General features: G+C 67.9%; 9 protein-coding genes. 2 read left to right on the plus strand and 7 right to left on the minus strand.

Translation table 11 applies throughout. From position 1 onward, the window contains the following. Nucleotides 1–9: 9 nt before the first annotated feature. A complete protein-coding gene (locus tag ABE454_RS02690) occupies nucleotides 10–1986 on the minus strand; it encodes an oleate hydratase (RefSeq protein ID WP_346528774.1) in 1977 nt (658 codons plus the stop codon). A gap of 217 nt (nucleotides 1987–2203) precedes the next feature. Here ABE454_RS02690 and ABE454_RS02695 point away from each other — a divergent pair, with 217 nt between their 5' ends. Next, a complete protein-coding gene (locus ABE454_RS02695) occupies nucleotides 2204–3775 on the plus strand; it encodes a bifunctional GNAT family N-acetyltransferase/carbon-nitrogen hydrolase family protein (RefSeq protein ID WP_346528776.1) in 1572 nt (523 codons plus the stop codon). Nucleotides 3776–3918: 143 nt separating this feature from the next. Here ABE454_RS02695 and ABE454_RS02700 read toward each other — a convergent pair whose 3' ends face one another. The 3 genes from ABE454_RS02700 to ABE454_RS02710 all read right to left on the minus strand — a co-directional run bounded on the left by ABE454_RS02700 (nucleotide 3919) and on the right by ABE454_RS02710 (nucleotide 8580). After that, nucleotides 3919–4977, minus strand: coding sequence for a CaiB/BaiF CoA transferase family protein (locus tag ABE454_RS02700; protein ID WP_346528778.1), 1059 nt, complete (start codon nucleotides 4975–4977; stop codon nucleotides 3919–3921). 247 nt (nucleotides 4978–5224) lie between these two features. Then, complete coding sequence (gene acs, locus ABE454_RS02705; protein WP_346528780.1) at nucleotides 5225–7162, minus strand: acetate--CoA ligase; 1938 nt, start codon at nucleotides 7160–7162, stop codon at nucleotides 5225–5227. Between the two features lie 35 nt (nucleotides 7163–7197). Further along, nucleotides 7198–8580, minus strand: a complete 1383-nt coding sequence (locus ABE454_RS02710; RefSeq protein WP_346528783.1) for a DcaP family trimeric outer membrane transporter — start codon at nucleotides 8578–8580, stop codon at nucleotides 7198–7200. 182 nt (nucleotides 8581–8762) lie between these two features. On the opposite strand from ABE454_RS02710, the gene ABE454_RS02715 reads away from it, so the two are divergent. Then, nucleotides 8763–9377: a response regulator transcription factor gene (locus tag ABE454_RS02715; RefSeq protein ID WP_346528785.1), complete on the plus strand. Its 615-nt coding sequence runs from the start codon at nucleotides 8763–8765 to the stop codon at nucleotides 9375–9377. A gap of 163 nt (nucleotides 9378–9540) precedes the next feature. Here the strand turns inward: ABE454_RS02715 and ABE454_RS02720 are convergent, their stop codons facing one another. From ABE454_RS02720 to ABE454_RS02730, 3 genes are all read right to left on the minus strand, one after another. Beyond that, nucleotides 9541–12915: a hybrid sensor histidine kinase/response regulator gene (locus ABE454_RS02720; RefSeq protein WP_346528786.1), complete on the minus strand. Its 3375-nt coding sequence runs from the start codon at nucleotides 12913–12915 to the stop codon at nucleotides 9541–9543. Between the two features lie 285 nt (nucleotides 12916–13200). Then, nucleotides 13201–14871: an MFS transporter gene (locus ABE454_RS02725; RefSeq protein WP_346528788.1), complete on the minus strand. Its 1671-nt coding sequence runs from the start codon at nucleotides 14869–14871 to the stop codon at nucleotides 13201–13203. Between the two features lie 412 nt (nucleotides 14872–15283). After that, entirely contained in the window at nucleotides 15284–16729 is a 1446-nt protein-coding gene (locus ABE454_RS02730; protein WP_346528790.1) for an NAD-dependent succinate-semialdehyde dehydrogenase, read from the minus strand. Between the last annotated feature and the right edge of the window lie 46 nt (nucleotides 16730–16775).

Genomic DNA, 16775 nt, shown 5'->3' on the forward strand with positions numbered 1-16775 from the left:
TGTCCTTTGCTATTTCCTGGCGCGTTTGGCGCGCAGGCTGGTCTTCAAGTCGTCATACCAGTCCTGAGCGGTTTTCAGGGCCTGGCCGCCCTTGCCGAACAGACTGCCCAGTTCGTCGTCGAACCGCGCCTTGAGCGTGGTCTCCTGCTCGGGAATCGGCGGCAGGATATGGGCGAAATAGGTCTTGTCCAACAGGCGGTGCAGCAGGCGCTCGCCAGGGAAGGGCTCGTTGTTGCTGAGGGCGCGGGCGGCCTTCAGCATGGTGCGCAGGTCGTATTGCGTCGGCGCGATGTCGGGAACCTGCTTGGGCAGGCCCAGCAGGCTGTAGACGGCGACCCGCGCGGTGCGGACCGAGCTTTCCATAGTGAAGACCACATCATTGTGGGTTTCGACGAACTGGCCGACCAGCGCCAGATTGGTGCAGCCTTCGGGCACGACGGCGGGGCGGTCTCCGGCGGCGCGCGGCATGAACTGGGCGGTGATATAGGGCATCAGCGCCGTGCGCACCTTGGTGTTGGCGACGACCGCGTCCAGCTGGTCGACGATGCCCAGATGGTGGCACAGTTCGGCCAGGATCTCGCGGCCGGTGCAGGCGGGCATCGGCTTCTTCACATGGTCGCCGTCCTTGTCCATCAGCAGGGCGTAGACCCACAGCACCAGCACGTCGTCAGGCTGGTCGGGGAAGTGCGGCTGACGGTTGGCGGTGAAGCTCAACACCCAGCTGGAGTCGGTGAAGGTGATCACCCCGCCGGTGACGGTGCGGCCGCTGTAGGGGTCGTTGACGGACAGCTCCTTCAGCTTTTCGACCAGCGGCGAGGCCCGGCACGTCAGGGTCGCGGATTCCCACATCGACCGGTCGACATCGCCGTAGAACTTCTCGGGCCTGCCGAAGATCGGCGACGCCTTGGCCAGGTTGCGCCACAGGGCCCAGTCGCTGTCCTCGCCCGGCGTCAGCGCGCTGCGGTCCAGTTCGGGGACGGTGTCCATGTCGCCATAGACGGTGCCTTCGGTCATCGATCCCGTCAGGGCGAAGACGAGATCGCGCGGGCCGACGGCGATGACGTCTTCGCGGCCGTCCGTGCGGCAGCGGATGGCGGTGACGGTGCGCTTGCCGTCCGCGTGGGTCATATCGAGGTCGTGGACGCGGGTGTTGAACCGCACCTGCACCCCCTGTTCGCGCAACATGCGGATCAGCGGCTTAACGAAGCTGTCGAACTGGTTGTATTTGGGGAAGACGAGGGCGGACATGTCGTTCAGACCGTCCAGCGCATCGAGGAAGCGGTGCATGTACAGCTTCATCTCCAACGCGCTGTGCCAGTTCTCGAAGGCGAACATCGAGCGCCAGAAGAACCAGAAATTGCTCTGCAGGAAGCCTTCGCTGAAATAGTCCTCGATGGTGACGTCATCGAGGTCTTCCTTGCGCATCATCAGCAGCTTGAAGGTCTCCCACTGTTCGGACCGCGTCAGGCCCAGGGTGGAAAAGTCCTTGATCCGGCCCTGTTTGTGCATCAGCCGGGCCTTGGAATAGTTGGGGTCGGCGTCGTTCACCAGACGGTATTCGTCCAGCACGCTGTAGCCTTCGGGCAGTTCCAGCGCGGGCACGTCCTGGAACAGGTCCCAGAAGTTGTCGTAGTTCCAGTTCATCTCGCGGCCGCCGCGGACGATGTAGCCCTCTTCGGCGTTGCCGGCGCCGTCCAGCGAGCCGCCCTCGATGTCCAGACTCTCGATGATGGTGATGTTCCCGGCGGGCATCCGACCGTCACGGATCAGGTAGAAGGCCGTCGCCAGACCGGCGATGCCGCTGCCGATCACATAGGCCTTGCGGTCTTCGATCCCGTCCGTCGGCAGGGGTTTGTTGCGCACATAGGCGCCGACCATGTCGGGCGGGGGCACGGTGTTGTCGGTCGTATTGCTCCAGTATTCGCGGCCCGCATCCGGTTGCGGGTCCAGCGTCACGCGGGTGTCGGCGAAGGGGGCTTTGGTCACGACGATTCCTTGTCTTGCCGGGATGACAGCCGGGATGGCGTCAGGGGAACGGCGTTCAGCCTATGCCTCTGCATTCAGGTGTCAAATGATATTCTAATATCATTTGATATGTCATTATGTCGCAGCTGCAGCGGGAGAACAGAGCGCGGCGGACTGGCGCAAAACGGATTTGCGGGCGGTGCAGTGATCCAATGGTCAAGCTGTGCGTTAATTACGCATGACTGACATGATTGAAGCCGCGCCCGCGCCCCCGGCCAAGCCCGCCGTCCTGACCATCCGCAACGCCCGTCTGGGCGATGTGGCGGGGATCAACGCCCTTGTGGAGCGGGTCTATAAGGACATGCCGCCCTATACGCCGGGGATGCTGCGCGGGCAGATCGCCGCCTATCCCGACGGGCAGTTCGTGGTCGAGTTCGAGGGCGAGATCGTCGGCTACGCCGCCAGCTTCCGCATCGACGAAAAATCGGCCATGGGGCCGCATAGCTGGGATCAGATCACCGGCGGCGGCTATGCGGCGCGGCACGATCCGGCGGGCGAATGGCTGTATGGGATGGAGGTCTGCGTCGACCCGACGCGGCGTCGTCTGCGCATCGGCCAGCGGCTGTATGACGCCCGGCGCGACCTGTGCGAGGCGCAGAACCTGAAGGGCGTCGTCTTTGGCGGGCGGATGCCGGGGCTGGCGCGCAGGCGCTCGGCCTATCCGGACCCGAACGCCTATGTCGAGGCGGTGCGCGACTGCAAGGTCAAGGACCCGATCATGGCCTTTCACCAGCGGTCTGGGTTCGAACCGGCGGGGGTGCTGCTGAACTATCTGCCGTCGGACAAGGCGTCGCTGGGCCATGCGGCGCGCTGGGTCTGGCGCAACCCATATCACGTCGAGGCGACCGGCAAGGGCGCGGCCTTTGCGGTCAAGGAGACGGTGCGCGTCGCCACCGTCCAGCTGCAGATGCGCAAGGTCGAGAGCTTCCGCGAGTTCATGGACAACGTCGAATATTTCGTCGACGTGGTGTCGGATTACCGCGCCGACTTCGTGGTCTTCCCCGAGCTGTTCACGCTTCAGCTGCTGTCGCTGGAGACGAAGAAGCTGACGCCTGCGGAATCGATCGAGGCCCTGACCCGCTATACGCCGCGCTTCGTCGAGGCGATGCGCGAGCTGGCGGTCGGCTACAACGTCAACATCATCGGCGGCTCGCACCCGACGCGGACCGAGGACGGCGAGATCCAGAATGTCGCCTATGTCTTCCTGCGCGACGGTTCGGTGCATGAGCAGGAGAAGATCCATCCGACCCCGAACGAGCGGCACTGGTGGAACATCAAGGGCGGCGACCGCGTCCACGCCATCCCCACCGACTGCGGGCCGATCGGGGTGATGATCTGCTACGATTCCGAGTTCCCGGAACTGGCGCGGCGTCTGGCGGACGAGGGGGCGCGCATCCTGTTCACCCCCTTCTGCACCGACAACCGGCAGGGGTATCTGCGGGTGCGCTACTGCTCTCAGGCGCGGGCGATCGAGAACCAGTGCTACGTCGTCCTGTCGGGCAATGTCGGCAACCTGCCCAATGTCGAGAACATGGACATCCAGTATGCGCAGTCGTGCATCCTGACGCCTTGCGACTTCCCCTTCGCGCGCGATGGCGTGGCGGCCGAGGCCAGCGAGAACGTCGAGACGGTCACGGTGGCGGATCTGGACCTGTCCGATCTGGCCTGGGCCAAGGCGCAGGGCACGGTGCGGAACCTGCGGGATCGCCGGTTTGATCTGTACAAGACGGTGTGGACGGACGGGGGGTGATCTTACCCCCGCTCATCCCGGCGGACGCCGGGACCCAGTGAGAGCCGCGCGCACAGGGCTTGCATATTCAGGACGCGCGGTTGGGGCCAAAGCACTGGGCCCCGGCGTCCGCCGGGGTGAGCGGGCATTTCGTGACCTGCCTTCTATTCCGGCCGTCTTGCCGGGCTGTCCCGGAAGCGAGGCGCGGGGGCGGGCTGCATCACGCCCTGGGCGGCGACGAAGGCGTCGCGGGCGCGGTTGTGGGGGTGGTCGGGCGCCTCGGTCATGGACAGGACGGGGGCGACGCAGGCTCCTTGCGCGTCGGGATCATTGCACCAGTCGTCGCGGGTGCGGGTGCGGAAGACGGCGGCCAGCCTGTCTTTCAGCATGGGCCACTGGGCCGGATCGAAGGGCATGGCGAAGTCGGGATCGCCGCCCAGTCCCGTCAGCCGCATCAGGGCGATGTAGAAGGCAGGTTCGATGGCGCCGACGGCGACGTATTTGCCGTCCTTCGTCTCATAGACCTCATAGAATGGCGCGCCGGTGTCGAGCAGGTTGACGCCGCGCTCGTCGCGCCAGGTCAAGCTGGGCGGCAGGGGCGCGGGCAGGGTCTGGCGGAAGCCCCAGATCATGCTCATCAGCAGGGAAGAGCCGTCGGTCATGGCGCAGTCGATCACGTCGCCGCGTCCGGTGCGCTGGGCCTTCAGCAGACCGGCGACCATGCCGAAGGCCAGCAACATGCCTCCGCCGCCGAAGTCGCCGACCATGTTGATCGGCGGGGTCGGCTTCTCGCCCGCCCGGCCGAAGGCGTGCAGGGCGCCGGAGACGGCGATGTAGTCGATGTCGTGGCCCGGCGCCGGGGCCAGCGGCCCGTCCTGACCCCAGCCGGTCATGCGGCCGTAGACGAGGCGCGGATTGTCGGCCAGCAGCGTGTCGGGGCCGAGGCCGAGGCGCTCCATCACGCCGGGACGAAAGCCCTCGATCAGGCCGTCGGCGGTGCGGGCCAGATCGCGGATCAGGGCGGCGCCCTCGGGCGTTTTCAGGTCGGCCTCAACCAGTCGGGCGCGGCTGCGGTTCAGGGGATCGCGCGGATCGGGCGCGGCGCCGGGGCGGTGGACCAGTACGACCTCCGCCCCGTGATCGGCCAGCATCATGCCGCAGAAGGGGGCGGGGCCGATGCCGCCGATTTCGATGATGGTCAGGCCGTCGAGGGTTCCGCTCATGACCGCCACTGAAGCCGAGGCGGGTGGCCCCGTCCAGCCTTGGCGAATAAGCCTTGAACTGAACGAAGCCGCCTCTCCGGGGGGGAGCTTGTCGAAAGCCCTCCCCCTCGATGGGGGAGGGGTGGGGGGGGTGTCGGCAGACGGTCGCCGATGAGGCGGTGGAGACGCCGCGTCTCATGCGGGCGGACAGCGCCGTCGCGTCCTCACCCCCATCCCCGGCCCTTCCCCCATCGAGGGGGAAGGGGATTTACGCCGCCCGGTTCTTCACCAGATCATCCACGACCGATGGATCGGCCAGCGTCGAGGTGTCGCCCAGTGCGCCGAGTTCATTCTCGGCGATCTTTCTCAAAATCCGCCGCATGATCTTGCCCGAGCGGGTCTTGGGCAGGCCCGGCGCCCACTGGATCACGTCGGGGGCGGCGATGGGGCCGATCTCTTCGCGGACCTGGGCGATCAGGGCCTTGCGCAGGGCGTCGCTGGGCTCGATCCCCTTGTTCAGGGTGACATAGGCGTAGATGCCCTGACCCTTGATATCGTGGGGGAAGCCGACGACGGCGGCCTCGGCCACATCGTCGTGCAGGACCAGCGCGCTCTCGACCTCGGCCGTGCCCATGCGGTGACCCGAGACGTTGATGACGTCATCGACCCGGCCGGTGATCCAGTAGTCGCCGTCCGCATCGCGGCGGCAGCCGTCGCCGGTGAAATACTTGCCCGGATAGGTCGAGAAATAGGTGTCGAAGAAGCGCTGGTCGTCGCCATAGACGGTGCGCATCTGGCCCGGCCAGCTGTCGGTGATGCACAGATTGCCCTCGGTCGCGCCGTCCAGCACGCCGCCCTCGGCGTCGACGATCTGGAGCTCGACGCCGGGCAGGGGCTTGGTCGCCGAGCCGGGCTTCAGATCCGTGGCGCCGGGCAGGGGCGAGATCAGGGCGCCGCCCGTCTCGGTCTGCCACCAGGTGTCGACAATGGGCAGGCGACCTTCGCCGACGACCTCATGATACCAGCGCCAGGCCTCGGGGTTGATCGGCTCGCCGACGGTGCCCAGCAGGCGCAGGGACTTGCGGCTGGACGCCTTCACCGGGGCGTCGCCCTCGCGCATCAGGGCGCGCAGGGCCGTGGGCGCGGTGTAGAAGATGTTGACCTGATGCTTGTCCACCACCTCCCAGAAACGGCTGACGGTAGGATAGTTGGGCACGCCTTCGAACATCAGGCTGGTCGCCGCATTGGCCAGGGCGCCGTAGACGACATAGGTGTGGCCCGTGACCCAGCCCACGTCGGCGGTGCACCAGAAGACCTCGCCGGGGCGATAGTCGAACACCAGTTCATGCGTATAGCTGGCCCAGAACAGATAGCCGCCGGTGGTGTGCAGCACGCCCTTGGGTTTGCCGGTCGAGCCGGAGGTGTAGAGGATGAACAGCGGGTCCTCGGCGTTCATCGGCTCGGGCGCGCAGTCGGGCGAGGCCTTGGCCGTCTCGACTTCCCAGTCCAGATCGCGGCCCTCGACGAAGGGCACGTCCGCGCCGGTGTGGCGCAGGACCACGACGGTCTTCACGCCCGCGACCTTTTCCAGCGCCTTGTCGACATTGGCCTTCAGCGGCACGCGCTTGCCCGCGCGGCAGCCTTCGTCGGCGGTGATGACGAACGCAGATTCGCAGTCTTCGATCCGCCCGGCGATGCTGTCGGGCGAGAAGCCGCCGAAGATGACCGAATGCACCGCGCCGATGCGGGCGCAGGCCAGCATGGCGTAGGCGGCTTCCGGGATCATCGGCAGATAGATGGTGACGCGGTCGCCCTTCTTGACGCCGTTGGCTTTGAGCACATTGGCCAGACGGCAGACGCGGTCGTGAAGCTGGCCGAAGGTGACGGCTTCGCTGTCGGTCGGTTCGTCGCCTTCCCAGAGGATGGCGATCTCGTCCCTGCGGGCGGGCAGGTGGCGGTCGATGCAGTTGACCGAGACGTTCAGCACTCCGTCCTCGAACCAGCGGATGCGGAAGTCTTCCTTCTTGAAGGAGACGTCCTTGATCCTGGTCGGGAAGGTCATCCAGTCCAGCCGCTCGGCCTGCGTGGCCCAGAAGGCGTCGGGGGTCTCACGCGCCTGCATCCGGGCCGCTTCATAGCCGGCGCGGTCCATGTGGGCGCGGGCGGCCAGTTCGGCGGGGACGGGATAGATTTCCGGATCAGACACGCGTTTTTCCTCCAGGGTCTTTTATTTGTTCGGCCTTAAAAGCCGTATTTCACGAACAGGATCAGACGGGTCATGTCGCCGTCCAGTCCTGACTCGAGTTTGCGATCAGCGAACATCACCTCGGCGCCGACATCAAACGCCGCAACCGGCGACCAGATCAGATTGGCGTGAAGGCTCTGGGCCGAGCGGTTGACGCCGAGGCCGGTCAGGGCCGTGTCGTTGTCCACCTTCTGCGCCGACCAGATCAGACTGGAGCGCCAGCCCGGCGCCCAGACGTGGCGATAGGCGGCGAAGCCTGCGATCACGCCGATGGCCTCCAACTCGCCCGAGGCGTCCAGCACGGCGTCGTTGGAGAAGTTCAGCCCGACATAGCGGCCGATGCCTTCGCCGCCCGACAGCATCAGGCGGACATCGTCCTGCGCCCCGACCTTGAACAGGGCCGAGGCCGACAGGCCCCAGCCGGTTGCGGTGGAATCGATGCTGGTCGCCGGGTCCTGATACTTCAGCTGGCGCAGCAGGCCGGACAGCTGCACCGCGCCCCAGGGACGGCTCAGGCCATAGCGGGCGGTCAGGTCAGGCAGGCTGTTGTCGTCGGCGATGATGCGGGCGCCGCCGCCGAAGGGGGTGACGGTGGTCTCGGGGTTCTCCAGCGCGATGGAGAAGGGGCCGCGCGTATAACGGACCTGGGCCTGACGGGCGAAGACCGTGCCCTCGGCCGCGCCGACGAAGTCCGCCGATTCCGGCAGGACGGCGGTGTTCTGGAAGTTGGTCCACTCCTGACCGATCAGCCAGTTGTCGATGGTGACGAAGGCGCGGCGCAGGGCGGGGTTCGAGCCGCTGGTCGTGCGCTGGTCGCCTGAGCCGGGCAGGGTCTGGAAGTCCATCTCCAGCCGCGTGCCGATCTTGTGGCCGCCGACCACGCCGTCGGTGGTCAGCCAGAACCGGGTCTGGCGGGCGTTGAAGTCGGTCGCGACATCCTCGCTGTCGCCGCCGACCGGAATGGAGCCGGGCAGGTGATAGTCGCGCAACAGGTCGCCGTTGGCGGGGTCGCCGCCGGAATATTTCGACGCCATGAAGTCGGTCTTGATGAAGCCGCCGAACTTCACCGTGTGGTCGCCGATGCGGAAGCCTTCCTCGCGCGGGGCGTCGGAAACGGGCGTCGGCGCCAGAGGCGGGGCGAGCGCAGGCACGGGCGCCGGACGCGCCTCGAGGCGGACGATGTCCTGCGCCATGACCTGATTTTGCGAGGCCTGCTGCGTTCGGGCGGCGGCGACTTCGGATTTCAGGCTGTTCAGCTCGGCTTCGAGCTGGGCGATACGGGCTTCCAGTGCGGCGCTGGCGTCTTGAGCCAGTGCGGCGCCGGGGACAAGCAGCAACGCGGCCGCAGCCACGCCGCCGAACAAACGGCAGCTTCCCATGCGTGGTCCTCCCAGACCGTTGTTCCGAGCCTGTCTGTCGCAGGCCTCAGGACGCCAGCATTCCGCGCGGTCAGGGTTTGCGGCCATTAGCCATTCGTCTAGTTTCGACCAAAGTCGAGGCGCGGCATGGTGTCGTCGCGACGCGGCCGACGAAACAAGGACCGCGCGTGGGAAGGACCCTCATGGATCGCATCGTCGTCGCCGACGACCACCCCCTGTTTCGCGCGGCCCTGACCTCGGCCGTCGAAAAGGCGTCCGCGGGCGCTGAGATCGTCGAATGCGCCAGCCTGTCCGAGGCGCAGGCGGCCCTGGGCGCGGGGCCGGTGGACCTGCTGTTGTTGGATCTGAAGCTGTCGGATGTGGACGGCATGACGGGCCTGACCCTGATCCGCGCCGATCATCCGGCCGTGCCGGTCGCCGTCGTCTCGGCCAGCGAGGAGGCGCCGACCATCCGCCGCGTGCTGTCGCTGGGGGCGGCGGGCTTCATCCCCAAATCGGCCGCCCTGCCGACCATGGTCGAAGCCATCAACGCCATCCTCGACGGCGAGACATGGGCGCCCGAGGTCGAGGCGGCGGGCGAGGAAGAGGCCGACCTTCAGGCGCGTATCGCCAGCCTGACGCCGTCGCAGCTGCGGATTCTGGAGGGGCTGAAGGTCGGGCGGCTGAACAAGCAGATCGCCTTTGACCTCGGCGTCACCGAGGCGACGATCAAGGCGCACCTGACCAGCGTCTTCCGCAAGCTGGGCGTGCAGAACCGGACGCAGGCGGTGATCCTGGCGCAGTCGGTGGATATTTGAGCCATTTCTCCCTCCCCTTCATGGGGAGGGTGGCTGAGGCCGTGAGGCCGAAGTCGGGTGGGGCGGCTTGGTGGTCAGATGCCGAAGCCAGGATCGCTTGGCCCTCCCCACCCGGTCTCCGCTTCGCTTCGACCACCCTCCCCATGAAGGGGAGGGAGAAGGGTCAGCTGCGTAGAAACGCCTTCAGCGCCGCTGGTTTGACCGGTTTCGCCAGCAGGATCGCGCCAGCCGCGCCCGCCTTCTCCTTCAGCCCGTCGCGGGTGTCGGCCGTCACCAGCGCAATCCGCCGGACCCCTTGCGCGCGCAGCCAGTCGATGGCGGCCAGTCCGTCCGGCTCGTCATCGCCCAGATGCAGATCGACCAGCGCCGCGTCGAACGGACCGGCGGCCGCGCGCGCCTCGGCCACCGAGCGGGCCGTTACGGCCTGCGCGCCCCAGCGGTCCAGCAGGGCCGTCAGGGCGTCGAGGATGGCGGGCTCGTTGTCCACGCACAGCACCCGCAGGCCCGACAGCGGCAGGCGGCGCTCGTCGGTCACGGCTTCCGGCTCGAGGCGGGCCTCCGCGCGGGGGACGGCGACGCGGAAAGTCGTGCCGCGCCCGACCCGCGAGGCCAGCGACAGCGGGTGGCCCAGCAGGTCCGACAGCTTGTGCACAATGGCCAGCCCCAGCCCTGCGCCCGGCTCGTCCACCGGGGCGCCGGGCAGGCGGACGAACTCGCCGAAGACGGCCTGCCGGTCGGCCTCGGCGATGCCGCGCCCGGTGTCGCAGACCAGAATCCGCACCTGCGCGCCGTCGCGCCGGGCGCCGATCAGAACCCGGCCTTGATCGGTGTAGCGGATGGCGTTGCCGACCAGATTCTGCAGCATGGAGCGCAGCAGGTCGCGGTCCGAGGCGATCCACAGGCCGGACGGCGCCACCGTCAGCGTCAGCCCCTTGGCGCGGGCGACGGGGGCGAACTCGCGCGCCAGTTCGTCGAACAGCCCGCCCAGCGACAGCGGCGCCACGGCGGGCTGGACCCCGCCCGCCTCCAGCTTGGACAGGTTCAGCAGGGCGGTCAGCAGACGGTGGGCGCTGTCGATGGCGCGGTCGGCGTTGACGGCCAGACCGCGCGCGGCCGATCCGGCCAGATCGGCGTCTTCCCGCAGGGCGGCGATGAACAGACGCGCGGCGTGCAGCGGTTGCAGCAGGTCATGGCTGGCGGCGGCCAGGAAGCGGGTCTTGGAGGCGGTGGCGTCCTCGGCCAGACGGCGGGCCTCTTCCAGCCGTTCGGTGCGGTCGGCGACGCGGGCCTCCAGCCGCTCATTGGCCTCTTCCAGATCGCGCGCGGCGCGGCGCAGGGCGGTGATGTCGGTGTAGCTGGTGGCGTAGCCGCCGCCGGGGATGGGCGCGCCGGACGACCGTAGAATTCGGCCGTCGGGCTGTTCACGCTCATGGTCGTGGGGGATGCGGCGGGCCAGCGCCTCCAGCCGCCGCTCGACCCAGCTGTCGATCTCATGATCGGGCACGCCTGCCTCGCCGCGCTCGGCGTTCAGGCGGTAGACGGCGGCGATGGGCAGGCCGACGTGGACGAAGCCTGCGGGCACGTCGAACATCTCGACATAGCGGCGGTTCCAGGCGGTCAGGCGCAGGTCTTCGTCGACGACGCTGACGCCCTGGTCGATGTTGTCCAGCGTGGTCTGCAGCAGGTCGCGGTTGAACTGGACGGCTTGGGACGCCTCGTCGAGCATACGCACCACGTCTTCGGGCGCGCGTCCGCCTGCGGCCAGGGCGGCGGACAGGACGCGGCGGGCGGCGGCGGCGCCGACGGCTCCTGCCAGCATCCGCTCGGCCGCGCGGGCCAGGGTTGCGTCCGCGGGGTCGGCGTCTCTGAGCCTGATGTCGGTTTCGCGCGCCCAGGCGGCGAAGGCGCGCTCGGCCCGCTCGTCGCCGATGAAGCGGGCGACCAGGGCGCGCAGGTCGCCGACCGAGGCCCCGGCCGAGCCGCCGCGCCCTTCCATCCAGTCGGGGCCGAGCCGGTCGACGAAGGCGCGGGCCTGCACCCGGTCGATCAGGCGCGGCGGCCGCGCGCGCGAGACCACGACAAAGACGCCGAGGTTCAACGACAGGCTGAGGAAGACGCCCGCCGCAAACGGGTCTTCCAGCCCCAGCATGGCGGGAACGTTCAGGCCGAAGTCCGGCGCGAACTGCGGCCCCGCCAGCATGACGGCCCAGACCGCCATCCCCGCTGCCAGCCCGGCCAGCGCCCCGCTGGCCCTCCCCCCGCGCCACAGTACCGCCCCGAACAGCGACGGCGCCAGCTGGGCCATGGCGGCGAAGGACACCAGGCCGATGGCCGCCAGACCGCTGGTCCGGTCCATCGCCAGATAATAGAGCCACGCCAGCAGCAAAAGGCCGACAATGGCCAGACGGCGGATGTTCAGCAGGGTCCGCGCCATGTCCGGCGGGACGGCGCCGCCGCGTCGTCCGGCGCCCATCAGCGGCAGCACCAGATTGTTGGACACCATGGCCGACAGGGCCACGGCCTCGACGATGACCATGGCGGTGGCGGCCGAGAAGCCGCCGACGAAGACGACGGAGGTCAGCAGGCTGTGGCCCGCGCCGAACGGCAGGGCCAGCACCAGCAGGTCGGGGTTGGTCTGGGGCGTGAACAGTCCGCCCGCCGCCACCAGCGGCAGCACCGCCAGGGTGGTCAGGATCAGATACAGCGGGAAAATCCAGCGCGCGCGCCGCACCTGCGCCGGATCGCCGCCCTCGACGAAGGCGACGTGGAACTGACGCGGCAGGCAGAAGATGGCCAGCGTCGCCACCAGGGTGATGGCCATGAAGCGGGCGTCGATCTCGGGCCATCTTCCCAGCTGGCCCAGACTGTCGGTCACGGCCTGACGCGACGGGGAGGCGGACAGCAGCAGGACGGCGAAGACGGTGACAGCCAGCAGGGCGGCCAGCTTGACGATCGACTCGATGCCGATGGCCTGGATCAGGCCGCGGTTGTGTTCGGTCAGGTCGGGCCTGCGCGCGCCGAACAGGATGGCGAACCCGGCCAGCACCGCCGCCATGACCAGCACGGTCAGGCTGCCGGACCCGGCGACGGGGGTGCCCGCCGCAATCAGCTCGCCCGCCATCGACAGGGACTTGAGCTGAAGCGCGATGTAGGGGACCGAGCCGAGGATGGCGACGCCCGCCACCGCCGCACCCAGCGCCGGGCTCTTGCCGTAGCGCGACGAGATGAAGTCGGCCATCGAGCCGACGTTCTCGCGCCGGGCGGCCGAGGCGATGCGCCGCCACAGCGGCAGCAGCAGGGTCAGCCCCAGGATCGGCCCGGCGTAGATGGGCAGATACTCCCACCCGTCGCGCGCCGCCGTGCCCACGGCGCCGTAATAGGTCCAGGAGGTGCAGTAGATGGCCAGCGACAGCGCATAGAGCGACGGCCCCGGCATCCCGCGCCGCGCCTTGATCTGCGGCCGCTCGTACCACCAGGCGACGCCGAACAGGGCGGCCATGTAGATGGCTGTCAGGGCCAGGGTGGCGAGGCTGAACATGGACGTCATCTGGGCCGGGCGCGATCGCGCGGGCAAGTGAAAAAGAGGGCGGCCAGGCCGAAGCCGGACCGCCCGCAGGTTGGCGAAAAGTTCGCAACCTTCTCCCTCCCCTTCATGGGGAGGGTGGTCGCAGCGAAGCGGAGACCGGGTGGGGAGGGCCGGGTGATGAGGGGCTCGGCGTCTCTGGCTGGTGTCGGCGCTTGAACAGCCAGGCCGCCCCCACCCGGCCTCGCCCTGTCGGGCTCAGCCACCCTCCCCCGGGACGGGGAGGGAGAGGCGCGCGTCTTAGTCGTGGATGTTCACGTCCTTGCCCTCCTTCACGAAGAGGACGCCGACGATCAGGGTCAGCACGGCGATGGCGATCGGATACCACAGGCCGTAGTAGATATTGCCCGTGGCCGCGACCATGGCGAAGGCCGTGGTCGGCAGGAAGCCGCCGAACCAGCCGTTGCCGATGTGATAGGGCAGGGACATGGAGGTGTAGCGCACCTTGGTCGGGAACATCTCGACCAGGGCGGCGGCGATCGGGCCGTAGACCATGGTCACATACAGCACCAGCAGGAACAGGATGCCGATCACCAGCGGTTTGTTGACCAGGGCGCTGTCGGCCTTGGCCGGGTATCCGGCCTCGGTCAGGGCGGCGGTCAGGCCGGCGTCCCAGGTCTTCTTCTGCGCATCGAAGTCGGCCTTGGGCATGACCTTGCCGTTGAAGCTGTCGACCACCCGGTCGCCGATGCGCACCTGGGCCACGGTTCCGGCGGGAGCGGCTTCGTTGACATAGGTGACGCCCGCCTTGGCCAGATGGGTCTTGGCGATGTCGCATGAGCTGTTGAAGACGGTCTTGCCGACGGGATCGAACTGGAAGTGGCAGTCGGCCGGATCGGCGATCACCGTCACCGGCGACTCGGCCACGGCGGCGGCCAGACGCGGGTTGGCCGCGCCGGTCAGGGCGTTGAACAGCGGGAAGTAGGTCAAGGCGGCCAGCAGACAGCCCAGCAGGATGATCGGCTTGCGCCCCACCTTGTCGGACAGCCAGCCGAAGAAGACGAAGAAGGGCGTCGCCAGCGCCAGAGCCGCCGCGATCAGGATGTTGGCCAGAGAGGGATCGACCTTCAGCGTCTTCTCGAGGAAGAACAGGGCGTAGAACTGGCCCGTGTACCAGACCACGGCCTGACCGGCCGCCAGACCGAACAGGGCGATCAGCACCAGCTTCAGGTTCTGCCACTTCAGGAAGCTGTCCTTCAGCGGGGTGGTCGAGCCCTTGCCCTCGGCCTTCATGCGCTTGAACGCCGGGCTTTCCGACAGTTTCAGGCGGATCCACAGGGACACGCCCAGCAGCAGGATCGAGACGAGGAAGGGAATGCGCCAGCCCCATTCGACGAAGGCTTCCTCGCCGACGAAGAAGCGCACGCCTAGGATCACCATCAGGCTGAGCAGCAGGCCCACGGTGGCGGTGATCTGGATGAAGGAGGTGTAGAAGCCGCGCTTGCCGTGCGGGGCGTGCTCGGCGACGTAGGTGGCGGCGCCGCCGTATTCGCCGCCCAGCGCCAGACCCTGAATCAAACGCATCAGCACCAGGATGATCGGGGCGGCGATGCCGATGGCGGCGTAGGGCGGCAACAGGCCGACCACAAAGGTCGAAATGCCCATCAGCAGCATGGTCACCAGGAAGGTGTTCTTGCGTCCCCACAGGTCGCCCATGCGGCCGAAGACGATGGCCCCGAACGGGCGCACCGCGAAACCGGCGGCGAAGGCCATCAGGGCGAAGATGAAACCGGTTGTCTCGTTCACGCCCGAGAAGAACTGGGCGGAGATGATCGCGGCCAGAGAGCCGTAAAGATAGAAGTCGTACCATTCGATGACGGTGCCGACGGAGGAGGCGAGAATCACCAGCCGGTCGTTCTTGTCGACCGTGTGCTCGCCGCCGTCCGCCGCACCCATGGTGCGGTCGGTCATGGGCAGTCCCTTCCTGTGCGGCCGCAATGCGCGGCGCGTTTCCCTCGCGCCCGGCGTGCTTTGCGCCGAGCGTCGGAAGGGAGAGTGACAGCAGGAAACGCCGTTTGCGGAGAGCGACCTTGGTCGAATAATCGCGGGGGGCGGATGAGGGCGAGGGGACAGGAATGCGGACCCTCTCCCGGCGGGAGAGGGCTTGAGCGCACGGCGGCGCAGCCGTCGTTCTGGCGCGAAAGGGTGAGGGGCTTGTCCTGTCCGTCGGCGTGAGCCGTCGCAAAACGTCGAGGCGTCTGTCGGTGGGTTAGGTGGATGGTGTAAGCGACGGGCCAAAGCCGTTCACCGCGAACCCTCACCCTTTCGCCTATTCCAATCGCTTCGCTCTTGGAGGCTTAAGCCCTCTCCCATCGGGAGAGGGTCAGAGACCCATGCATAGGTATTTGATCTCCAGATAGTCCTCGATGCCGTGGCTGGAGCCTTCGCGGCCGAGGCCGGACTGCTTGATGCCGCCGAAAGGAGCGACCTCGGTGGAGATCAGGCCGGTGTTGATGCCGATCATCCCCGTCTCCATCGCTTCGGCCACCCGCCAGACGCGGCTCAGGTCGCGGGCGTAGAAATAGCCCGCCAGGCCGAAGATGGTGTCGTTGGCCAGCGCAACGCCTTCCTCTTCCGTCTCGAAGCGGACGACGCCGGAGACGGGGCCGAAGGTTTCTTCGCGGCACATCTGCATGTCCTGGGTCACGCCCGACAGCACCGTCGGCTGGAAGAAGGTGCGGCCGCGCTCGTGGCGTTCGCCGCCGGTCAAAAGGGTCGCGCCCTTGGCCACAGCGTCGGCGACGTGCGCCTCGACCTTCTCCACCGCCTTCTCGTCGATCAGAGGGCCGATCTGGACGCCGTCGTCCAGACCATCGCCGACCTTCAGCGCCTCAGTCGCCTTCGTCAGCTTGGCGACGAATTCGTCATGGACGGCGGCCTGCACATAGAAGCGGTTGGTGCAGACGCAGGTCTGGCCCGCGTTGCGGTATTTGGAGGCGACGGCGCCCGCCACGGCGGCGTCCACATCGGCGTCGTCGAAGACCAGGAAGGGGGCGTTGCCGCCCAGTTCGAGGCTCATCTTCTTGATGGTCTGCGATGACTGCTCCATCAGCAGGCGGCCGATCTCGGTCGAGCCGGTGAAGCTGATCTTGCGCACAGTCTCATTGGAGGTCAGCTCGCCGCCGATGGCCGAGGCCGAGCCGGTGACGACGTTGAACAGGCCGGGCGGCAGGCCCGCCTCTTCGGCCAGAGCGGCCAGCGCCAGCGCCGACAGCGGCGTCTGGCTGGCAGGCTTCAGCACCACCGCGCATCCGGCGGCCAGAGCGGGGCCGACCTTGCGGGTGATCATGGCGGCGGGGAAGTTCCACGGCGTGATGGCCCCCACTACCCCGACCGGCTGGCGCAGCGTCACCAGCCGTTTGGAGGCGTCATGCGTCGGGATGACCTCGCCATAGGTGCGTTTGCCCTCTTCGGCGAACCATTCGATGAAGCTGGCGGCATAGGCGATTTCGCCCCTGGCCTCGGTCAGGCTCTTGCCCTGTTCGCGGGTCAGCAGGCGACCCAGCGCGTCCTGCTCGCTCATCATCAGGTCGAACCAGCGGCGTAAGGTTCGGGCGCGTTCGCCCGCCGTCTTTGCGGCCCACGGCTTCATGGCGGCCTCGGCGGCGGCGATGGCGCGACGGGTCTCAGGGGTGCCCATGTCGGGAACCGTGGCCAGCACCTCGCCGGTCGCGGGGTTGGTTACTTCGATCGTCCCGCCGCCGTCCGCGTCGATCCAGCGGCCGTCGACATAGGCCTGATGGCGCAACAGGCGGACGGGATCGGACATGGGGCGGCTCCTTGAGGGGCAGAAGGGGGCGGGACGCCGGTATAAC

Origin of the sequence: Brevundimonas diminuta (assembly GCF_039673845.1) — a bacterium.
Taxonomy (GTDB): domain Bacteria; phylum Pseudomonadota; class Alphaproteobacteria; order Caulobacterales; family Caulobacteraceae; genus Brevundimonas; species Brevundimonas diminuta_E.

Bases quoted from the DNA above. Each gene is read 5' to 3' on its own strand.
- ABE454_RS02700 (WP_346528778.1), bottom strand. From the start codon at position 4,977: ATGAGCGGAACCCTCGACGGCCTGACCATCATCGAAATCGGCGGCATC.
- ABE454_RS02720 (WP_346528786.1), bottom strand. From the start codon at position 12,915: ATGTTCAGCCTCGCCACCCTGGCCCTGACAGCCATCTACATGGCCGCC.
- ABE454_RS02695 (WP_346528776.1), top strand. From the start codon at position 2,204: ATGACTGACATGATTGAAGCCGCGCCCGCGCCCCCGGCCAAGCCCGCC.
- ABE454_RS02710 (WP_346528783.1), bottom strand. From the start codon at position 8,580: ATGGGAAGCTGCCGTTTGTTCGGCGGCGTGGCTGCGGCCGCGTTGCTG.
- ABE454_RS02715 (WP_346528785.1), top strand. From the start codon at position 8,763: ATGGATCGCATCGTCGTCGCCGACGACCACCCCCTGTTTCGCGCGGCC.
- ABE454_RS02730 (WP_346528790.1), bottom strand. From the start codon at position 16,729: ATGTCCGATCCCGTCCGCCTGTTGCGCCATCAGGCCTATGTCGACGGC.
- ABE454_RS02725 (WP_346528788.1), bottom strand. From the start codon at position 14,871: ATGACCGACCGCACCATGGGTGCGGCGGACGGCGGCGAGCACACGGTC.